The organism is Pelagibius sp. Alg239-R121 (assembly GCF_947331435.1).
Classification (GTDB): domain Bacteria; phylum Pseudomonadota; class Alphaproteobacteria; order Kiloniellales; family Kiloniellaceae; genus Denitrobaculum.
On the sequence record NZ_CAMZOF010000006.1, the window covers coordinates 278,612 to 295,753 of the forward strand.

Sequence of the window (17,142 nt, forward strand, 5' to 3'; positions counted from 1 at the left end):
GGACGTCTGTCTAACATGATTTGTAATTGAATCGAGCTTCGAGGCGTAACAGCCATGACAAAGTCGAGCGGTAGCGACTCGAAAAATACCCTTTACTGCTCTTTCTGCGGGAAGAGTCAGCATGAAGTTCGAAAACTCATCGCCGGTCCGACGGTGTTTATCTGCGATGAATGTGTCGAACTTTGCATGGATATTATCCGTGAGGAGCATAAGACGACGCTGGTGAAATCCAGTGACGGCGTGCCCACACCACGGGATATCTGCACGGTGCTTGACGACTATGTTATCGGGCAGTCGCACGCCAAACGCGTGCTGTCGGTTGCGGTGCATAATCACTATAAGCGCCTGGCACATGGCACAAAATCTGCCGATGTCGAATTGGCCAAGTCCAACATTCTACTGGTTGGGCCGACCGGTTGCGGTAAGACGCTGTTGGCGCAGACACTGGCACGCATTCTTGATGTGCCCTTCACAATGGCGGATGCCACGACGCTGACCGAAGCCGGTTACGTCGGTGAAGATGTCGAGAACATCATTCTGAAGCTTCTGCAGTCTGCCGACTATAATGTCGAGCGGGCGCAGCGCGGCATCGTCTACATCGACGAAGTTGATAAGATCAGCCGGAAATCCGACAACCCGTCGATTACGCGGGATGTATCGGGTGAGGGCGTTCAGCAGGCACTGTTGAAGATCATGGAAGGGACCGTGGCTTCGGTTCCGCCGCAGGGCGGGCGTAAACATCCGCAGCAGGAATTCCTGCAGGTTGATACGACCAATATCCTGTTCATCTGTGGCGGTGCATTTGCCGGTCTCGACAAGTTGATTGCCGGCCGCGGCAAAGGGTCTTCGATCGGCTTTGGTGCCGATGTGCGTGGTCCCGAAGAACGCACGACTGGTGACGTGCTGAAGGACGTCGAGCCTGAGGACCTCTTGAAGTTCGGCCTTATTCCGGAATTCGTCGGACGTCTGCCCGTTGTGGCGACGCTCGAAGATCTGGACGACGAGGCCCTGGTCGAGATCCTGACTCAGCCGAAGAATGCACTGGTAAAGCAGTACCAGCGACTCTTCGAGATGGAGGATGTCAGTCTGCAGTTTGCGGAAGATGCGTTGAAGGCGATCGCGGCGAAGGCGATCAAGCGCAAAACCGGTGCTCGCGGTCTGCGTTCTATCATGGAGGCTATCCTTCTGGAGCCGATGTTCGATCTTCCAAGTCTGGAAGGGGTCGAAGAAATGGTTATCAACGGCGAGGTTGTCGAAGGACGGTCGCAACCGCTTTATATCTACACTGACCGACGTGATGACGTTGAAAGCAGTGCATGACGCGGTTTTCTCGTGTTTTTTGCATAGATTGCGCCTAGGCCAGTCGGTTTCCAATCCCGACGCAGCCCTTGAAGATGACAACTTTAGCTATCAGATCTTTAGGCGACGGCCGGGGCGGTCCTAAGTGCCCCGGGTTCCGGTTCGGTAACGCCGAGCCGTCGCAAGATTAAAGAGGAAATATGTTGGAAATTCCACGCGGCAATCTCTATCCGGTCCTTCCGCTTCGCGATATCGTCGTGTTTCCGCACATGATCGTGCCCCTTTTCGTCGGGCGCGAAAAGTCGGTCAAGGCCCTTGAAGACGTCATGAAGGACGACAAGCAAATCCTTCTGGTGACGCAGAAAAATGCCGCTCAGGACGACCCGACGCCCGCCGATATCTATTCGGTTGGCACGGTCGGCACTGTGCTTCAGCTGCTGAAGCTGCCAGACGGCACGGTGAAGGTTCTGGTTGAAGGCGGTCAGCGCGCGAAGATCGCGAAATTTGCTGATACTGAAGAGTTCTTCCAGGCTTACGCCGAAACAATGGACGATGATGCCGGTGACGACCGGGAGCTCGATGCTCTGGCGCGCACCGTCGTTTCCCAGTTCGAGCAGTACATAAAGCTGAACAAAAAGATCCCGCCGGAAGTTTTGGTCTCGATCAACCAGATCGACGAGCCGAGCAAGCTGGCCGATACCATTGCGTCGCACCTGACCCTGAAAATTTCCGAAAAGCAGGAACTGCTCGAAAGCGAGAGCATCAGCGACCGCCTGGAGAAGGTTTACGCTTTCATGGAAAGCGAAATCGGTGTGCTTCAGGTCGAAAAACGTATCCGCAATCGCGTAAAACGCCAGATGGAGAAGACTCAACGCGAGTACTATCTGAATGAGCAGCTCAAGGCGATTCAGAAGGAATTGGGTGAGGGCGAGGACGGCCGTGACGAACTAGCCGAGTTGGAAGAGAAAATCGCCAAAACCAAGCTGACCAAGGAAGCACGCGAAAAGGCCGTTGCCGAGCTGAAGAAGCTGCGCAATATGAGCCCGATGTCCGCTGAAGCGACGGTCGTTCGGAACTATCTGGACTGGATCGTCTCGATTCCCTGGAAGAAGCGGACCAAGGTCAAAAAGGATATCGTGCACGCCAACGAGATCCTGGATTCAGATCACTATGGCCTGGAGAAGGTCAAAGAGCGGATCATCGAATACCTTGCGGTTCAACAGCGTATGCAGAAGATCAAGGGACCGATTCTCTGTCTGGTTGGACCACCGGGTGTCGGTAAGACGTCGCTTGGCAAGTCCATCGCCAAGGCAACCGGTCGTAATTTCGTCCGGATGAGTCTTGGTGGCGTTCGGGACGAAGCCGAAGTGCGCGGCCACCGCCGCACCTATATCGGCTCGATGCCCGGCAAAGTCATTCAGAGTATGAAAAAAGCCAAGTCTTCGAATCCGCTGTTCCTGCTCGACGAGATCGACAAGCTGGGTGCGGATTGGCGCGGTGATCCGTCGTCGGCTTTGCTGGAAGTGCTCGATCCCGAACAGAACAACACCTTCAACGACCATTACCTGGAGGTCGATTACGACCTTTCCGACGTGATGTTCGTGACCACGGCCAATACGCTGCGCATGCCGCAACCACTGCTTGACCGTATGGAAGTGATCCGGATTCCCGGCTACACCGAAGACGAGAAGGTTCAAATCGCGACTCGGTATCTGATTCCGAAGCAGAAGAAAGACCATGGCGTCAAAGACGAGGAATGGTCGATCGCTGACGAAGCGCTTCGCAACCTTATCCGGCTCTACACCCGTGAGGCCGGCGTGCGTAACCTTGAGCGTGAAATCGCAAATCTGATTCGTAAGGCAGTCAAAGAGATCGCCATGGGTGAAGTTACCCAGGTTGATGTAAATCCCGACAATCTCGATAAGTATGCCGGTGTTCCGCGTTACCGTTACGGCGAAGCGGAGCAGGAAGATCTGGTCGGCGTGTCGACCGGTTTGGCCTGGACTGAAGTCGGCGGCGAGCTGTTGTCGATCGAAGCCGTGACCGTGCCTGGCAAGGGTAAGGTTTCTTCGACCGGTAAGCTTGGCGACGTGATGAAGGAATCCATTCAGGCGGCTGAGTATTACGTAAAGAGCCGCTCGATCGAGTACGGCATCAAACCGACGGTCTTCGAGCGCAAGGACATCCATGTCCATGTTCCCGAAGGCGCGACTCCGAAAGACGGCCCGTCGGCCGGTGTTGCAATGGTCACAGCGATTGTATCGGTGCTGACCGAAATTCCGATTCGCCGGGATTTGGCCATGACGGGCGAAGTCACACTGCGCGGCAGGGTGCTTCCGATCGGCGGACTTAAAGAAAAACTGCTTGCTGCTCTACGTGGAAATATTAAGACCGTTCTCATTCCGCAAGAAAACGAAAAGGATCTCGCCGAAATTCCAGAGAATGTTAAGGACGGGCTTGAAATCATTCCAACTTCTACTGTTGATGAAGTTCTGGAGCATGCTCTCGCAAAAAAGCTGACGCCCATCGAGTGGGTTGAGCCGGCAGATGTGGACGCTGCACGCGGCTCTTCGAGCGACGATGGACGCAGCGGAGTCATCACCCACTAAGCTCAAGATGTGAATGCGACTCGGGTAGAGAGGCTTTTGACCAAAAAAGCCTCTCAATCCCTAGGTTTTCTCGCGTTTCTTCGATTGACGTTGGGGGTTTTACCGGCTTAAACTCCGACCTCCTCAGAGTGGTTTTTCCCATTTCTATTTCCTAAATCCCGACATTTGGAGGGGGTACTAACGTGAACAAAAACGATCTGGTTGCCGTTGTTGCTGAGAATTCAGACCTGTCAAAAGCTGACAGCACCAAAGCTGTTGATGCCGTCTTCGACGCGATCACTTCATCTTTGAAGTCTGGTGACGAAGTTCGCCTCGTTGGCTTTGGAACTTTCTCCGTTGCCCAGCGTGCAGCGTCTGAAGGCCGCAACCCGCGCACCGGCGAAAAAATCAAGATTCCTGCGTCCAAGCAGCCGAAGTTCAAGGCTGGTAAAGGTCTCAAGGACGCCGTCAACTAACTCAGAATAGATTCGCGCTGAGGACGCCGGCCGCCCTGGCCTTGGTTAGGGCGGCCGGCTGGCGTTTCGTTCAAGTGTTCATTGGGACCCGCGAGCGTTTCGCCTTTGTCTTCAGCCGAACTTTTGTTTGCCGTTTTCTTTTATTGTTTTGGACGGGTTGATCCCGTATAGAAACGCCAGCGACTTAAAAGTCGCAGCATTGATGTCGTGGGGCGATTAGCTCAGTTGGTAGAGCATCTCGTTTACACCGAGAGGGTCGGCAGTTCGAGCCTGTCATCGCCCACCAGACATCCTCGTGCAGCGAACCTCCAGATCTCTGAAAGCAGAGATCGTTTCCCAGATCCACAATTTATGTAATTCCTACTCTCCGCGAATCGGGCATCGACTCCGTCGTGCCGAAACGGATGGCGTACTGGAAGCCGATCACTCTCGCAGTTTGGACCTGGGATAGATCGTCTTTGGGAAGTGCGAATCGATGGTCTCTGCAGCGCATCGGGTCCTCAGAAATTTGCATCGTTCTTTCGCGGCTGTGCTTACCGGGGCCTGGCCGGCGACCTCTGCGATTCGAAAGTGATTTGGAACTGTCGCGATCCACTGGCAACCGGCATTGAGAAGGCGGTTGTGGACATGACTGTCTTCAGTTTTGGAGTTGTTCCTGCACTGTAAGGCCTTCTCGACTCGGCCGGGCGGACCGGTTCGGTCAATCTTCGATCATGCTTTTGGCATGAAATCGAAAAAAGCCATCGGCCAATGCTTGACACCTGCGGGGGGAGGGAGTACATCACCGCAGCCCGCTACGGCGGGGCCCTTTTAAGGGGGTGTAGCTCAGTTGGTTAGAGCGCCGGCCTGTCACGCCGGAGGCCGCGGGTTCGAGTCCCGTCACTCCCGCCACTCTTCCTAAAATTTAGATTTTTTCGATGCTTGGAACACTGATTCCGGCGAACTGATCGTTCCTGAGACTCGGACTCCAGCGCTCAGGATCGACGATCTGATGATGGAGTCGGATCAAACAGGGCTTCTGGCCGGGCTGTGGTGTCCTCCCGGCGCGTCAGAAGCATGTTGCAGGTGCATCCGATGCGTCAAATCGTCTAAGCCCTTCCTATGGCTCTGCAGTCATCGAAACAATTTGTAGAAAATTAACTATAAAACAATGAATTGTTAGCAAATTCGACCTATTCATCGATCCCGTCGCGGGAGTTGTTTGCGACGAGAAAGCTGATCGCTATTGGTTGGGTTTTTCTGCGGTGCAACAAAAAATATCCGCTGGCCGCAATCGGGCTGCGTTTGATGCTTTTCCCCGGCCCGTCTTGGCCGTATATTGCGACAAATTCGTGGCATTCGTTGCTGCGCTGTGGCTTAAGACATGGCAAGCGCTTTGTCTGAGACGATAACAAGCCCGAAATGGGCGGCAAGTGCACTGCACCAAAGCGTCGAGAGGTTGGCGCGTTTTGTTGGAGATCAAATCGAATGGAAGGCCTGTTAGCCGAATACCTGCCGATCCTTATTTTTATCGGGATTGCCGTGGGCCTTGCCGGCGTTATGGTTGCGGCCTCTTACATTGTCGGACGTCAGCGCCCCGATTCGGAAAAGATATCGGCATACGAATGCGGCTTTGAAGCCTTCGACGACGCACGGAGCAAATTTGACGTAAGATTTTATCTCGTCGCTATCCTGTTCATTATCTTCGATCTGGAAGTCGCGTTTCTGTTCCCCTGGGCGGTGGCTTTGGGGGATATCGGCCTATTTGGTTTTTGGTCGATGGTCGTCTTCCTTGGCATCCTGACCATCGGATTTGTCTACGAGTGGAAAAAGGGTGCGTTGGAATGGGAGTAGCACGATGAGTTCCGTTGATGCAGGTGCGCCGATTCCCGCAGGTACACAGCAGGATAAAATCCTTTCGGCAGTGACCGATGAGATCACCGAAAAGGGATTTGTGATTGCCCAGATGGACAAGCTGGCGGCATGGGCGCAGTCGGGATCGCTTTGGCCCATGACTTTCGGTCTGGCTTGTTGCGCCGTGGAGATGATGCACACGGCCTGCAGCCGCTATGACATGGACCGTTTCGGTGTTGTGTTCCGTCCGTCGCCACGCCAGTCCGACGTAATGATCGTCGCCGGCACCCTGACCAACAAAATGGCGCCGGCATTGCGCAAGGTTTACGACCAGATGCCCGAACCGCGTTGGGTGATCTCCATGGGATCCTGTGCCAACGGCGGCGGCTACTATCACTATTCCTATTCCGTCGTGCGCGGCTGCGACCGCATCGTGCCCGTCGATATCTATGTTCCCGGCTGTCCGCCGACGGCCGAGGCTCTGCTCTACGGCATCCTTCAGCTCCAAAAGAAGATAAAACGCGAAGCCCTGCTTGTCCGCTAGGCGGGATCGCTTCGCCATCACATCTGGCAGATTCCTATGAATGAAGCCCTCAATGATCTCGGTGAATATATCAGCGCTGCACATGCGCAGCGTGTGACCGGGTTCGAAGTCATCGCCGATGAACTGATAATCCTGTGCAATCGCGATGCGATTACCAAGGTTCTGACTTTTCTTCGGGATGATCAGAATTGCCAGTTCAAACAACTGGTCGACCTGACTGCCGTGGATCACCCGTCGCGTGAAGAACGCTTCGACGTGGTCTACAACCTGCTTTCGCTCAAACTCAATCAGCGCATCCGAGTGAAGATCGCGACGGACGAATCCACAATGGTCGCTTCCGTTGCCGATGTCTTTTCCTCGGCGATCTGGTTTGAACGCGAGGCCTGGGACATGTACGGCATCTTCTTTGCCGAGCATCCGGACCTTCGTCGCATGCTGACCGACTACGGTTTCGAAGGCCATCCGCTGCGTAAGGACTTTCCGCTGACCGGTTATGTCGAAGTCCGCTACGACGAAACCCAGAAGCGGGTGGTTTACGAGCCGGTCAATCTAACTCAGGAGTTCCGGAGTTTCGACTTCATGTCGCCCTGGGAAGGCATGCTGCATTTGCCCGGTGACGAAAAGGCCGATGCGGAGAATGGCGAAGAGGGGGCCGCCTGATGGCCGAACAACAAATCAAGCCGATGACGCTCAATTTCGGTCCGCAGCACCCTGCGGCCCATGGCGTTCTCCGGCTGGTGCTCGAAATGGACGGCGAGATCATCGAGCGCGCGGACCCGCACATCGGTCTGCTGCACCGGGGCACGGAAAAGCTGATCGAGCACAAGACTTATCTTCAGGCCGTGCCGTACTTCGATCGTCTGGACTATGTCGCGCCGATGAACCAGGAGCATGCCTTTGCTCTGGCGACGGAAAAACTGCTTGGGATCGAAGTCCCGCAACGCGGCCAATACATCCGCGTGCTTTACTGCGAAATCGGGCGGATCCTTAATCATCTTCTGAACATCACGACCTTCGCCATCGACGTCGGTGCCATGACCCCGATCCTCTGGGGGTTTGAGGAACGAGAGAAGTTGATGGAGTTCTACGAGCGCGCCTGCGGTGCGCGGCTCCACGCCGCTTACTTCCGTCCCGGCGGTGTACATCAGGATCTGCCGGCCGGCCTTCTCGAAGATATCTCCGCGTTCTGTAAGACCTTCCCGAAGGTCATCGACGACATGGAAGGCCTGCTGACCAACAACCGGATTTTCCGTCAGCGCACGGTGGATATCGGCATCATCACGCGGGAGGAAGCCAGCGACTGGGGTTTCTCCGGCGTTATGCTACGCGGCTCGAACGTGCCATGGGATCTTCGCAAGTCGCAGCCTTACGATTGCTATGAAGAACTGGAATTCGACATTCCCGTTGGCAAGAACGGTGACTGTTTCGATCGCTATCTTTGCCGCATTGAGGAGATGCGTCAAAGCCTGCGCCTGATGGAACAATGCATTGAAAAAATGCCGGACGGTCCGGTAATGACGGCTGATCACAAGATCACACCGCCGCGACGCGCAGATATGAAGCAGTCGATGGAAGCGCTCATCCATCATTTCAAACTCTATACCGAGGGCTACCACGTGCCACCGGGCGAGACCTACACCGCCGTCGAAGCGCCGAAGGGCGAGTTTGGCGTGTTTCTTATCTCCGACGGCAGCAACAAACCCTACCGCTGTAAAATCCGTGCGCCCGGGTTTGCGCATTTGGCGGCCATGGACTACATGTGCCGCGGCCATATGCTGGCGGACAGCGTGGCGATTTTGGGATCAATGGATATCGTGTTCGGCGAGGTCGACCGATGAAGGTTACGAGTTACGCACAAGGGTCTGCCGAAGGCTTTTCCTTTACACCCGAAAATCTGGAAATCGCCAACAAGTTTGTCGCGCGCTATCCGGAAGGCCGGCAGGCCAGCGCAGTGATCGCATTACTGGATCTGGCCCAGCGCCAAAGTGACGGCTGGCTGCCCGGGGCGGCGATCGAATATGTCGCCAACTTCCTCGAGATTGCGCCGATGCGTGCGTTCGAGGTTGCCAGCTTCTACACCATGTTCAATCTGAAGCCGGTCGGAAAGCACTTCATCCAGGTCTGCCGTACCACGCCTTGCTGGCTTCGCGGCTCTGATGGTTTGTCAGAGGCCTGCAAGAAAAAGCTGGGTGTGAAATTCGGGGAAGTTACCGAAGACGGGCTTTTCTCGGTGATCGAAGTCGAATGTCTGGGCGCCTGCGCCAACGCGCCGATGGTGCAGATCAACGACGACTATTACGAAGACCTGACGCCGGAGCGTATGGCGGAGATGATCGACGATCTGCGGGCCGGCCGGGAATTACCGGTCGGGTCACAGATTGGCCGTCTGACTTCTTCGCCGGAAGGCGGACCACAGACTCTCCAGGATCTGCCGCCCTTTGACGGTAAGGCCGTGAAGATGGCGCCGGAGCCCGGCAGCGCCGAAGTGGCACCGAGTGGGGAGGAGGGCTGATGCTGAGCGATAAGGACCGCATCTTCACCAACCTTTATGGTCAACATGACTGGGGGATCGACGGCGCGCGCGAGCGCGGCATCTGGGACGACACCAAGAGTCTGCTGGCCCTGGGCCGCGAGGAGATTGTTGAGCAGATCAAGGGCTCCGGTTTGCGCGGCCGCGGCGGCGCGGGTTTCCCGGCAGGGATCAAGTGGTCTTTCATGCCGAAGGAAAGTGACGGGCGACCGGCCTATCTGGTGGTGAATGCCGACGAATCCGAACCCGGCTCCTGCAAGGACCGCGAGATCATGCGCAACGATCCGCACCGGCTGCTGGAGGGCTGTCTGGTCGCCGGTTTCGCCATGGGGGCTCAGGCTTGCTACATCTACATTCGTGGTGAGTATTACCTCGAATCTCAGCGCCTCGAGGCAGCCGTGGAGCAGGCGTATGCAGGCGGCTTTTTGGGCAAGAACGCCTGTGGTTCCGGCTACGACTACGATCTCTACATTCATCGCGGCGCTGGTGCTTACATCTGTGGGGAAGAAACCGCGTTGCTGGAGAGCCTGGAAGGCAAGAAGGGACAGCCTCGTCTGAAGCCGCCTTTCCCGGCAGCGGTCGGCCTCTATGGCTGTCCGACCACAGTGACCAATGTCGAAACCATTGCCGTCTCACCGACAATTCTGCGCCGCGGCCCCGACTGGTTCGCCGGTTTTGGGCGGCAGAACAATGCGGGCACTAAGATCTACAGCATTTCGGGTCATGTGAATAAGCCCTGTAACGTCGAAGAATCGATGAGTATTCCGCTGAAGGAATTGATCGAGAAACATGCCGGCGGCGTGCGCGGCGGCTGGGATAACTTGCTGGCGGTCATCCCCGGCGGCTCCTCGGTCCCGATGTTGCCGAAATCGATCTGCGACACGGTTCTGATGGATTTCGATGCGCTGCGTGAGGTCAAGTCGGGCCTGGGCACGGCGGCGGTGATCGTGATGGACAAGTCGACCGATATTGTGGAAGCGATTGCCCGTCTGTCGCATTTCTACATGCATGAAAGCTGTGGCCAGTGCACGCCCTGCCGCGAAGGCACCGGTTGGATGTGGCGCGTAATGACCCGGATGGTGAAGGGGGAAGCGGACGTCGATGAAATCGACACGCTGCTGGACGTCACCTATCAGGTTGAAGGCCATACTATTTGCGCACTGGGTGACGCGGCTGCCTGGCCGATCCAGGGTTTGATCCGGCATTTCCGTCCCGAGATGGAACGCCGGATTCTCGAGTATAAAAAATCCAAACAGGCAGCGGCGGAATAGGAGACCTTTATGCCGAAGCTGACCATCGACGATCGCGAGATCGAGGTCCCCAGCGGACTGACGGTTCTCCAGGCCTGTGAACTGGCCGGCGTCGAGATTCCCCGGTTTTGTTATCACGAGCGACTCTCGGTTGCGGGCAACTGCCGCATGTGCCTGGTCGAGATGGAGCGCGCACCGAAGCCAATCGCCTCCTGCGCCATGCCGGTGGGCGAAGGCATGGTGATCAAGACCGATACGCCGACGGTCCACAAAGCCCGTAAGGGCGTGATGGAATTCCTGCTGATCAATCATCCGCTAGACTGCCCGATCTGCGATCAGGGCGGCGAGTGTGATCTGCAGGATCAGGCCATGGCCTTCGGTTTCGACCGTGGCCGCTACGCCGAGAACAAGCGCGCGGTCAAAGAAAAATTCATGGGCCCCCTGATCAAAACGATCATGACCCGCTGTATTCAATGCACGCGCTGTGTGCGCTTCTCCACCGAGATTGCCGGTGTCGAGGAGATCGGTCTGGTCAATCGCGGCGAACATGCCGAGATCACTACACTGGAGAAGGCCGTTGATTCGGAGCTGTCGGGCAATCTGGTCGACGTCTGCCCGGTCGGCGCCCTGACCTCAAAGCCCTACGCCTTTACCGCGCGCCCGTGGGAACTGCGCAAGACCAACTCGGTCGACGTGATGGATGCGGTCGGCTCCAACATCCGGGTTGATACCCGGGGCCGTGAAGTCATGCGGGTTCAGCCCAGGCTGCATGAAGACATCAACGAGGAATGGATCTCGGACAAGACGCGCCATGCCTGCGACGGCTTGGGACGTCAGAGGATCGATCAACCCTATGTCCGCCGTGACGGCAAGTTGGTACCGGCGTCCTGGGAAGAGGCCTTCGGTGCAATCGCGTCAAAGATGGATGGCTTGGCAGGCGAAAAGATGGCCGCGATTGCCGGCGATCTCTGTGACGCTGAATCCATGTTTGCCTTGAAGCAGATGATGAACGGACTGGGCTCGGAAAATTTGGATTGCCGACAGGACGGCGCCAAGCTCGATGCCTCGACCCGCGCAGCCTATATATTCAATTCTTCCATCGCCGGGATCGAAGCCGCCGATGCCGTTTTGCTGGTCGGGACAAATCCGCGCTGGGAAGCACCGCTGATCAATGCACGTCTGCGGAAACGCTTCCTGGCAAGCGGCCTGAAAATTGGCATGATCGGTCCGCAGGTCGATCTGACCTATCAGGTCGAGTATCTCGGCGCGGGCGGCGAGACATTAAAGGACGTCGCCGAAGGCCGCAGTTCCTTCTCGGATATCCTGAAAAACGCCGAACGGCCGATGATCATCGTCGGTATGGGCGCCCTGGCGCGAACAGATGGTGGCGCGGTGCTGGCTCTTGCCCGCAAACTTGCCGATGAATTCGGCATGGTGTCCGACGATTGGAACGGCTTCAACGTTTTGCATACGGCGGCATCGCGGGTCGGCGGCCTGGATCTTGGCTTCCTGCCGGGTGAAGGCGGGCGCGATTTGGAAAGCATTCTAGACGGTGCTGGAAAGGGCGAGATCGAACTGGTCTACCTGCTTGGCGCCGACGAGATTGGCATGAACAATCTTGGGAAGGCATTCGTCGTTTATCAGGGCCATCACGGAGATGCTGGCGCACACCGGGCCGACGTCGTTCTGCCGGGGGCGGCCTATACTGAAAAGAATGCCACCTACGTCAATACCGAGGGCCGGGTGCAGCTTGGCCGTCTGGCCGGATTCCCGCCGGGGGATGCCCGCGAAGACTGGACGATTATCAGGGCACTTTCCGCCCAGGTCGGTGAGGGGCTGCCATACGACAATCTGGGTCAGCTGCGTCAAAAGCTGATCGAGGCCCACGCTGTCTTTGCCGCAATTGATCAGGTGCAACCGGGAAGCTGGACCGACTTTGGTGCAGCGGGAGATCTCGAAGCGGCTCCCTTCGCATCGCCTGTCGCAAATTTCTACATGACAGATCCGATTAGCCGGGCTTCAGACACCATGGCAAAGTGCACCGAGGCCTTTGTGCTCGGTAAGCAAGAGGGGGCAACCGGAACCGATGGCTGAATTCTGGACCGGCTACGGGCTGCCGACAGTCACAATCGTCGCCTATATCATTGCGATCATCGTGCCGCTTCTGGGCGCCGTCGCCTATCTGACCTATGCGGAACGCAAGGTGATCGGAGCCATGCAGCTGCGCAAAGGGCCCAACGTGGTCGGCCCCTTCGGATTGCTGCAGCCGCTGGCCGATGGTGTGAAGCTGCTGTTCAAGGAAACCATCCTGCCGGCGGGCGCCAATAAGGTCGTCTTCGTCATGGCGCCGATGCTGACCTTTATCCTCGGCATGGTCGCTTGGGCGGTCATTCCCTTCGACGAAGGCGTTGTGCTGGCCGACATCAATGTTGGCATTCTCTATCTCTTTGCGATTTCTTCGCTGGGCGTTTACGGCGTGATCATGGCCGGTTGGGCGTCGAACTCGAAGTATCCCTTCCTCGGCGCGCTGCGTTCGGCGGCACAGATGGTGTCCTACGAAGTCTCCATGGGCTTCGTGATCATCACGGTCCTGATCTGTGTCGGATCCCTGAATCTGACGGATATCGTGATGGCGCAGAAGACCATCTGGTTCGCCGTCCCGCTGCTGCCCATGTTCGTGATCTTCTTCATTTCGATTCTGGCGGAAACCAACCGCTCGCCCTTTGATCTGCCCGAGGGCGAATCGGAGCTGGTTGCCGGTTTCTTCGTCGAATACTCGGCCATGACCTTTGCGCTCTTCTTCCTGGGCGAATACGCCAACATGATCCTGATGAGCGCGATGACCGTGATCCTCTTCATGGGGGGGTGGTTGCCGCCGCTGGAGATTCTGGGCTTCATTCCGGGGCCGATCTGGTTTTTCGCAAAAATTGCGATGGTGCTCTTCTGCTTCCTGTGGGTTCGGGCAACCTTCCCACGCTATCGCTACGACCAGTTGATGCGTCTGGGCTGGAAGGTGTTCCTCCCGTTCTCGCTGTTCTGGGTGGTTCTGACGGCCGGTGTGGTTGTCGCGTTTGATCTGTTTCCGAAGTGATGCAGCATCGTGCGCAAAACAAGTTTGTGAGTAAGGGGTAAGGCCTATGGCTTTTCTCGATCGTACAGCCCGCAGCTTCCTCTTGGGCGAGTTGATATCCGGCATGAGCCTGACCTTGAAGTATTTCTTCAAGCCCAAGGTGACCTTGAACTACCCCTTCGAGAAGGGGCCGCTGTCTCCGCGCTTTCGGGGCGAACATGCGCTGCGCCGCTATCCGAACGGCGAGGAGCGCTGCATTGCCTGCAAACTTTGCGAGGCGATCTGCCCGGCGCAGGCCATCACGATTGAAGCCGAACCGCGTGACGACGGCAGCCGCCGAACCACGCGTTACGACATCGACATGACGAAGTGCATCTACTGCGGTTTCTGTCAGGAAGCCTGTCCGGTGGATGCCATCGTCGAGGGACCGAACTTCGAGTTCGCGACGGAAACCCGCGAGGAGCTTTTCTACAACAAGGACAAGCTGCTTTCGAACGGGGACCGTTGGGAGACGGAGATTGCTCAAAACCTGGCGCAGGATGCGCCGTACCGTTAAGCCGAAGCGAAGAGCGGCCTGTGCCAATGCGGGCCGGGTTGCTGGGGGGAAATCGATCTTGGGTACTTCCCGAATACTGGTTCGGCGCAATGCCGGACCCAAAGGACTAAAAACATGATCGTCCAGGCGCTCGCATTTTATCTGTTCGCCGCAGTCACGGTCGCCGCCGGTGTGATGGTCGTTTCGGCCCGTAACCCGGTGCATTCTGTGCTGTTCCTGATTCTGGCCTTCTTTAACGCCGCCGGACTGTTCGTGCTGATGGGCGCGGAGTTTCTGGCCATGATCCTGGTCGTGGTCTACGTGGGTGCGGTCGCAGTTCTGTTTCTCTTCGTCGTGATGATGCTGGACATCAACTATGCGGCCATGCGCCAGGGCTTTTTGCAGTACCTGCCGGTGGGCGCGTTGATTGGACTGGTCCTGGTGGTCGAGCTGGCGCTGGTCGGCTTCTCCTGGGTGGCGTCATCGCCTGACGCGCCGGCTTCGTTGGCAGGCGTTCCGATCCCGCCGATCGACGAGGTTCACAATACAAAGGCCATCGGTCAGGTGGTTTACACCAAGTTCGCCTATCTGTTTCAAATGGCCGGTCTGGTCCTCCTGGTCGCGATGGTCGGGGCAATTGTTCTCACACTGCGTCAGCGCGAAGGCGTTCGGCGCCAGTCGATCTCGGCGCAGGTCTCCCGGACTCGGGAAGAGGCGGTTGAGATCAAACAGGTACCGACGAGGAGCGGGGTCTGACATATGTTTGAAATTGGCCTCGAGCACTATCTGACCGTTGCCGCGATCCTCTTTACCCTGGGGATCTTCGGCATTTTCCTGAACCGTAAGAACGTGATCATCATCCTGATGTCGATTGAGCTGATGCTGCTCGCGGTCAACATCAACCTGGTGGCTTTCTCGACTCACCTCGGCGATCTGCTGGGCCAGATCTTCGCGATGTTCGTCTTGACCGTTGCGGCTGCCGAAGCCGCGATAGGTCTGGCGATCCTTGTGGTCTACTTCCGGAACCGCGGATCCATCGCGGTCGAAGATATCAATATGATGAAGGGCTGAGGACGCCGTTATGGACGTAGTAATTGTCGGCTTACCGCTGGCCGGAGCGATCATAGCAGGACTGTTCGGCCGCACCATCGGCGACCGGGCTTCGCAGATCGTGACCTGCGCTTTCATGCTGCTGGCCGCGGGCCTTTCCGTGGCGGTCTTCTTCGATGTCGCCATCGGCGGCAACGCCAGGACGACCGAGCTCTTCACCTGGATCAATTCGGGCGACTTCGAGCTCTCCTGGGCTCTGCGTGTGGATACCTTGACGGCGGTCATGCTGATCGTGGTCAATGGCGTTTCCTCGATGGTACATGTCTACTCGGTCGGCTACATGTCGCATGACAAGCACCGCCCGCGCTTCTTTGCCTATCTGAGCCTCTTCACCTTCTTCATGCTGATGCTGGTGACGGCCGACAACTTCGTGCAGATGTTCTTCGGCTGGGAGGGCGTCGGTCTGGCGTCTTACCTGCTGATCGGTTTCTGGTATGAAAAGCCCAGTGCCTGTGCCGCGGCCATAAAGGCTTTCCTGGTCAACCGGGTCGGCGATATCGGCTTTGCCCTGGGCATCATGGGGGCCTTCGTGCTGTTCGGTGCGGTCGGATTCGATCAGGTCTTCTCGGCGGTCGAAAGTCAGAAGGACGCGCAGTTTGCCTTTATCGGCATCGAAGGGCATGCCCTGACCATTATCTGTATCCTGCTGTTCGTGGGCGCCATGGGTAAGTCGGCGCAACTGGGGCTGCACACCTGGCTGCCGGATGCCATGGAAGGCCCGACCCCGGTCTCCGCGCTGATCCATGCCGCGACCATGGTAACCGCCGGTGTCTTCATGCTGGCGCGGTTGTCGCCGATGTTCGAATACGCGCCGACGGCGCTTGAACTGGTGACCTATATCGGTGCCGGCACGGCCTTCTTCGCCGCTACGGTCGGATTGACGCAGACCGACATCAAGCGGGTCATCGCTTATTCGACCTGTTCGCAGCTTGGTTACATGTTCTTTGCCCTGGGTGTTTCGGCCTACGGCGGGGCCATTTTCCATCTCTTCACGCACGCCTTTTTCAAGGCGCTTCTGTTCTTGGGTGCAGGTTCGGTGATCCATGCCATGTCCAACGAACAGGACATGCGCAACATGGGCGGCATCTACAAGTTGATCCCCGCCACCTACGGCTTGATGTGGATCGGCTCGTTGGCCTTGGCCGGCATCTGGCCATTTGCCGGATATTTCTCGAAGGATCTGGTGCTTGAGGCTGCTTACGCCGATCACAGCGCCCATGGCGGTTTTGCCTTCTGGCTCGGCATCGCCGCAGCCTTCATGACCGCCTTCTATTCCTGGCGCCTGCTGTTCATGACCTTCCATGGGAAGCCACGCGCGAGCAAGGAGGTCATGTCCCACGTCCATGAATCGCCGATGGTGATGATGATCCCGCTGATTGTGCTGGCGGTGGGCGCGGTGTTCTCTGGCTTGCTAGGGTACAACTATTTCGTCGGCGACCTGCGCGTCGAGTTCTGGGGCGAAGCGCTCTTCGTACTGCCGGAGAACGACACGATCGAGGCTGCACATCATGTGCCTGGATGGGTGCCTTGGCTGCCTTTCGTCGTGGCGGTCAGCGGTATCGGCCTTGCGTGGCTGTTCTATGTCGCGAAACCGGACCTGCCGCAGACTTTTGCAAATGCCGTCCGGCCGCTCTACCTCTTCTCCTTCAACAAGTGGTACTTCGATGAGCTTTATGATGCGCTGTTCGTCCGACCGGCCATGGCGCTTGGGCGGAAGCTCTGGAAGGCGGGAGACGGGGCGATCATAGACGGCTTTGGGCCCGACGGTGTGGCCGAATCGACCCGAAATCTCGCGCAGCGGATCTCGGCACTACAGACCGGTTACGTCTACCACTATGCGTTCGTCATGCTGATCGGCGTCGTCGGACTGGTGACCTGGTATTTCCTGACCCAGGCTGGAGTGTGAT

15 protein-coding genes and 2 tRNA genes are annotated in these 17,142 nt (G+C 57.2%); all 17 read left to right on the plus strand.

All coding sequences use genetic code 11. The annotated features are described in order from the left end of the window. Positions 1-54 precede the first annotated feature (54 nt). Positions 55-1,320 (plus strand): ATP-dependent Clp protease ATP-binding subunit ClpX, encoded by a 1,266-nt coding sequence (gene clpX / locus QMZ18_RS20345; RefSeq protein WP_282608181.1) that lies wholly within the window; start codon positions 55-57, stop codon positions 1,318-1,320. Positions 1,321-1,499: 179 nt separating this feature from the next. Beyond that, a complete protein-coding gene (gene lon, locus QMZ18_RS20350) occupies positions 1,500-3,908 on the plus strand; it encodes an endopeptidase La (protein WP_282608182.1) in 2,409 nt (802 codons plus the stop codon). Between the two features lie 182 nt (positions 3,909-4,090). Further along, positions 4,091-4,363 (plus strand): HU family DNA-binding protein, encoded by a 273-nt coding sequence (locus tag QMZ18_RS20355; protein WP_282608183.1) that lies wholly within the window; start codon positions 4,091-4,093, stop codon positions 4,361-4,363. A gap of 210 nt (positions 4,364-4,573) precedes the next feature. After that, positions 4,574-4,649 (plus strand) — tRNA-Val (locus QMZ18_RS20360). A gap of 528 nt (positions 4,650-5,177) precedes the next feature. Continuing rightward, positions 5,178-5,254 (plus strand) — tRNA-Asp (locus QMZ18_RS20365). Between the two features lie 576 nt (positions 5,255-5,830). Next, complete coding sequence (locus tag QMZ18_RS20370) at positions 5,831-6,196, plus strand: NADH-quinone oxidoreductase subunit A (protein ID WP_282608184.1); 366 nt, start codon at positions 5,831-5,833, stop codon at positions 6,194-6,196. A 4-nt stretch (positions 6,197-6,200) separates the two neighbouring features. Next, positions 6,201-6,740, plus strand: coding sequence for an NADH-quinone oxidoreductase subunit B family protein (locus QMZ18_RS20375; RefSeq protein WP_322097248.1), 540 nt, complete (start codon positions 6,201-6,203; stop codon positions 6,738-6,740). A 36-nt stretch (positions 6,741-6,776) separates the two neighbouring features. After that, the gene (locus tag QMZ18_RS20380) at positions 6,777-7,400 is read left to right on the plus strand and encodes an NADH-quinone oxidoreductase subunit C (RefSeq protein ID WP_282608185.1); all 624 of its coding nucleotides are present in this window, start codon (positions 6,777-6,779) and stop codon (positions 7,398-7,400) included. Continuing rightward, complete coding sequence (locus tag QMZ18_RS20385; RefSeq protein WP_282608186.1) at positions 7,400-8,578, plus strand: NADH-quinone oxidoreductase subunit D; 1,179 nt, start codon at positions 7,400-7,402, stop codon at positions 8,576-8,578. Before QMZ18_RS20380 ends, QMZ18_RS20385 begins: the two co-directional genes overlap by 1 nt. Further along, positions 8,575-9,252 carry an NADH-quinone oxidoreductase subunit NuoE gene (gene nuoE, locus QMZ18_RS20390; protein WP_282608187.1) on the plus strand — a complete coding sequence of 226 codons (678 nt, stop codon included), beginning with the start codon at positions 8,575-8,577 and terminating at the stop codon, positions 9,250-9,252. Before QMZ18_RS20385 ends, nuoE begins: the two co-directional genes overlap by 4 nt. Continuing rightward, entirely contained in the window at positions 9,252-10,541 is a 1,290-nt protein-coding gene (nuoF, locus tag QMZ18_RS20395) for an NADH-quinone oxidoreductase subunit NuoF (protein WP_282608188.1), read from the plus strand. The genes nuoE and nuoF overlap by 1 nt, the downstream gene beginning before the upstream one ends. A gap of 9 nt (positions 10,542-10,550) precedes the next feature. Beyond that, the gene (gene nuoG / locus QMZ18_RS20400) at positions 10,551-12,614 is read left to right on the plus strand and encodes an NADH-quinone oxidoreductase subunit NuoG (RefSeq protein WP_282608189.1); all 2,064 of its coding nucleotides are present in this window, start codon (positions 10,551-10,553) and stop codon (positions 12,612-12,614) included. After that, positions 12,607-13,611, plus strand: coding sequence for an NADH-quinone oxidoreductase subunit NuoH (gene nuoH / locus QMZ18_RS20405; protein WP_282608190.1), 1,005 nt, complete (start codon positions 12,607-12,609; stop codon positions 13,609-13,611). The genes nuoG and nuoH overlap by 8 nt, the downstream gene beginning before the upstream one ends. 46 nt (positions 13,612-13,657) lie before the next feature. Beyond that, positions 13,658-14,146, plus strand: a complete 489-nt coding sequence (gene nuoI, locus QMZ18_RS20410; RefSeq protein WP_282608191.1) for an NADH-quinone oxidoreductase subunit NuoI — start codon at positions 13,658-13,660, stop codon at positions 14,144-14,146. A 114-nt stretch (positions 14,147-14,260) separates the two neighbouring features. After that, positions 14,261-14,881 carry an NADH-quinone oxidoreductase subunit J gene (locus tag QMZ18_RS20415; protein WP_282608192.1) on the plus strand — a complete coding sequence of 207 codons (621 nt, stop codon included), beginning with the start codon at positions 14,261-14,263 and terminating at the stop codon, positions 14,879-14,881. Positions 14,882-14,884: 3 nt separating this feature from the next. Continuing rightward, positions 14,885-15,196, plus strand: a complete 312-nt coding sequence (gene nuoK, locus QMZ18_RS20420) for an NADH-quinone oxidoreductase subunit NuoK (protein WP_282608193.1) — start codon at positions 14,885-14,887, stop codon at positions 15,194-15,196. Between the two features lie 10 nt (positions 15,197-15,206). Then, a complete protein-coding gene (gene nuoL / locus QMZ18_RS20425) occupies positions 15,207-17,141 on the plus strand; it encodes an NADH-quinone oxidoreductase subunit L (RefSeq protein WP_282608194.1) in 1,935 nt (644 codons plus the stop codon). Position 17,142: the final 1 nt, after the last annotated feature.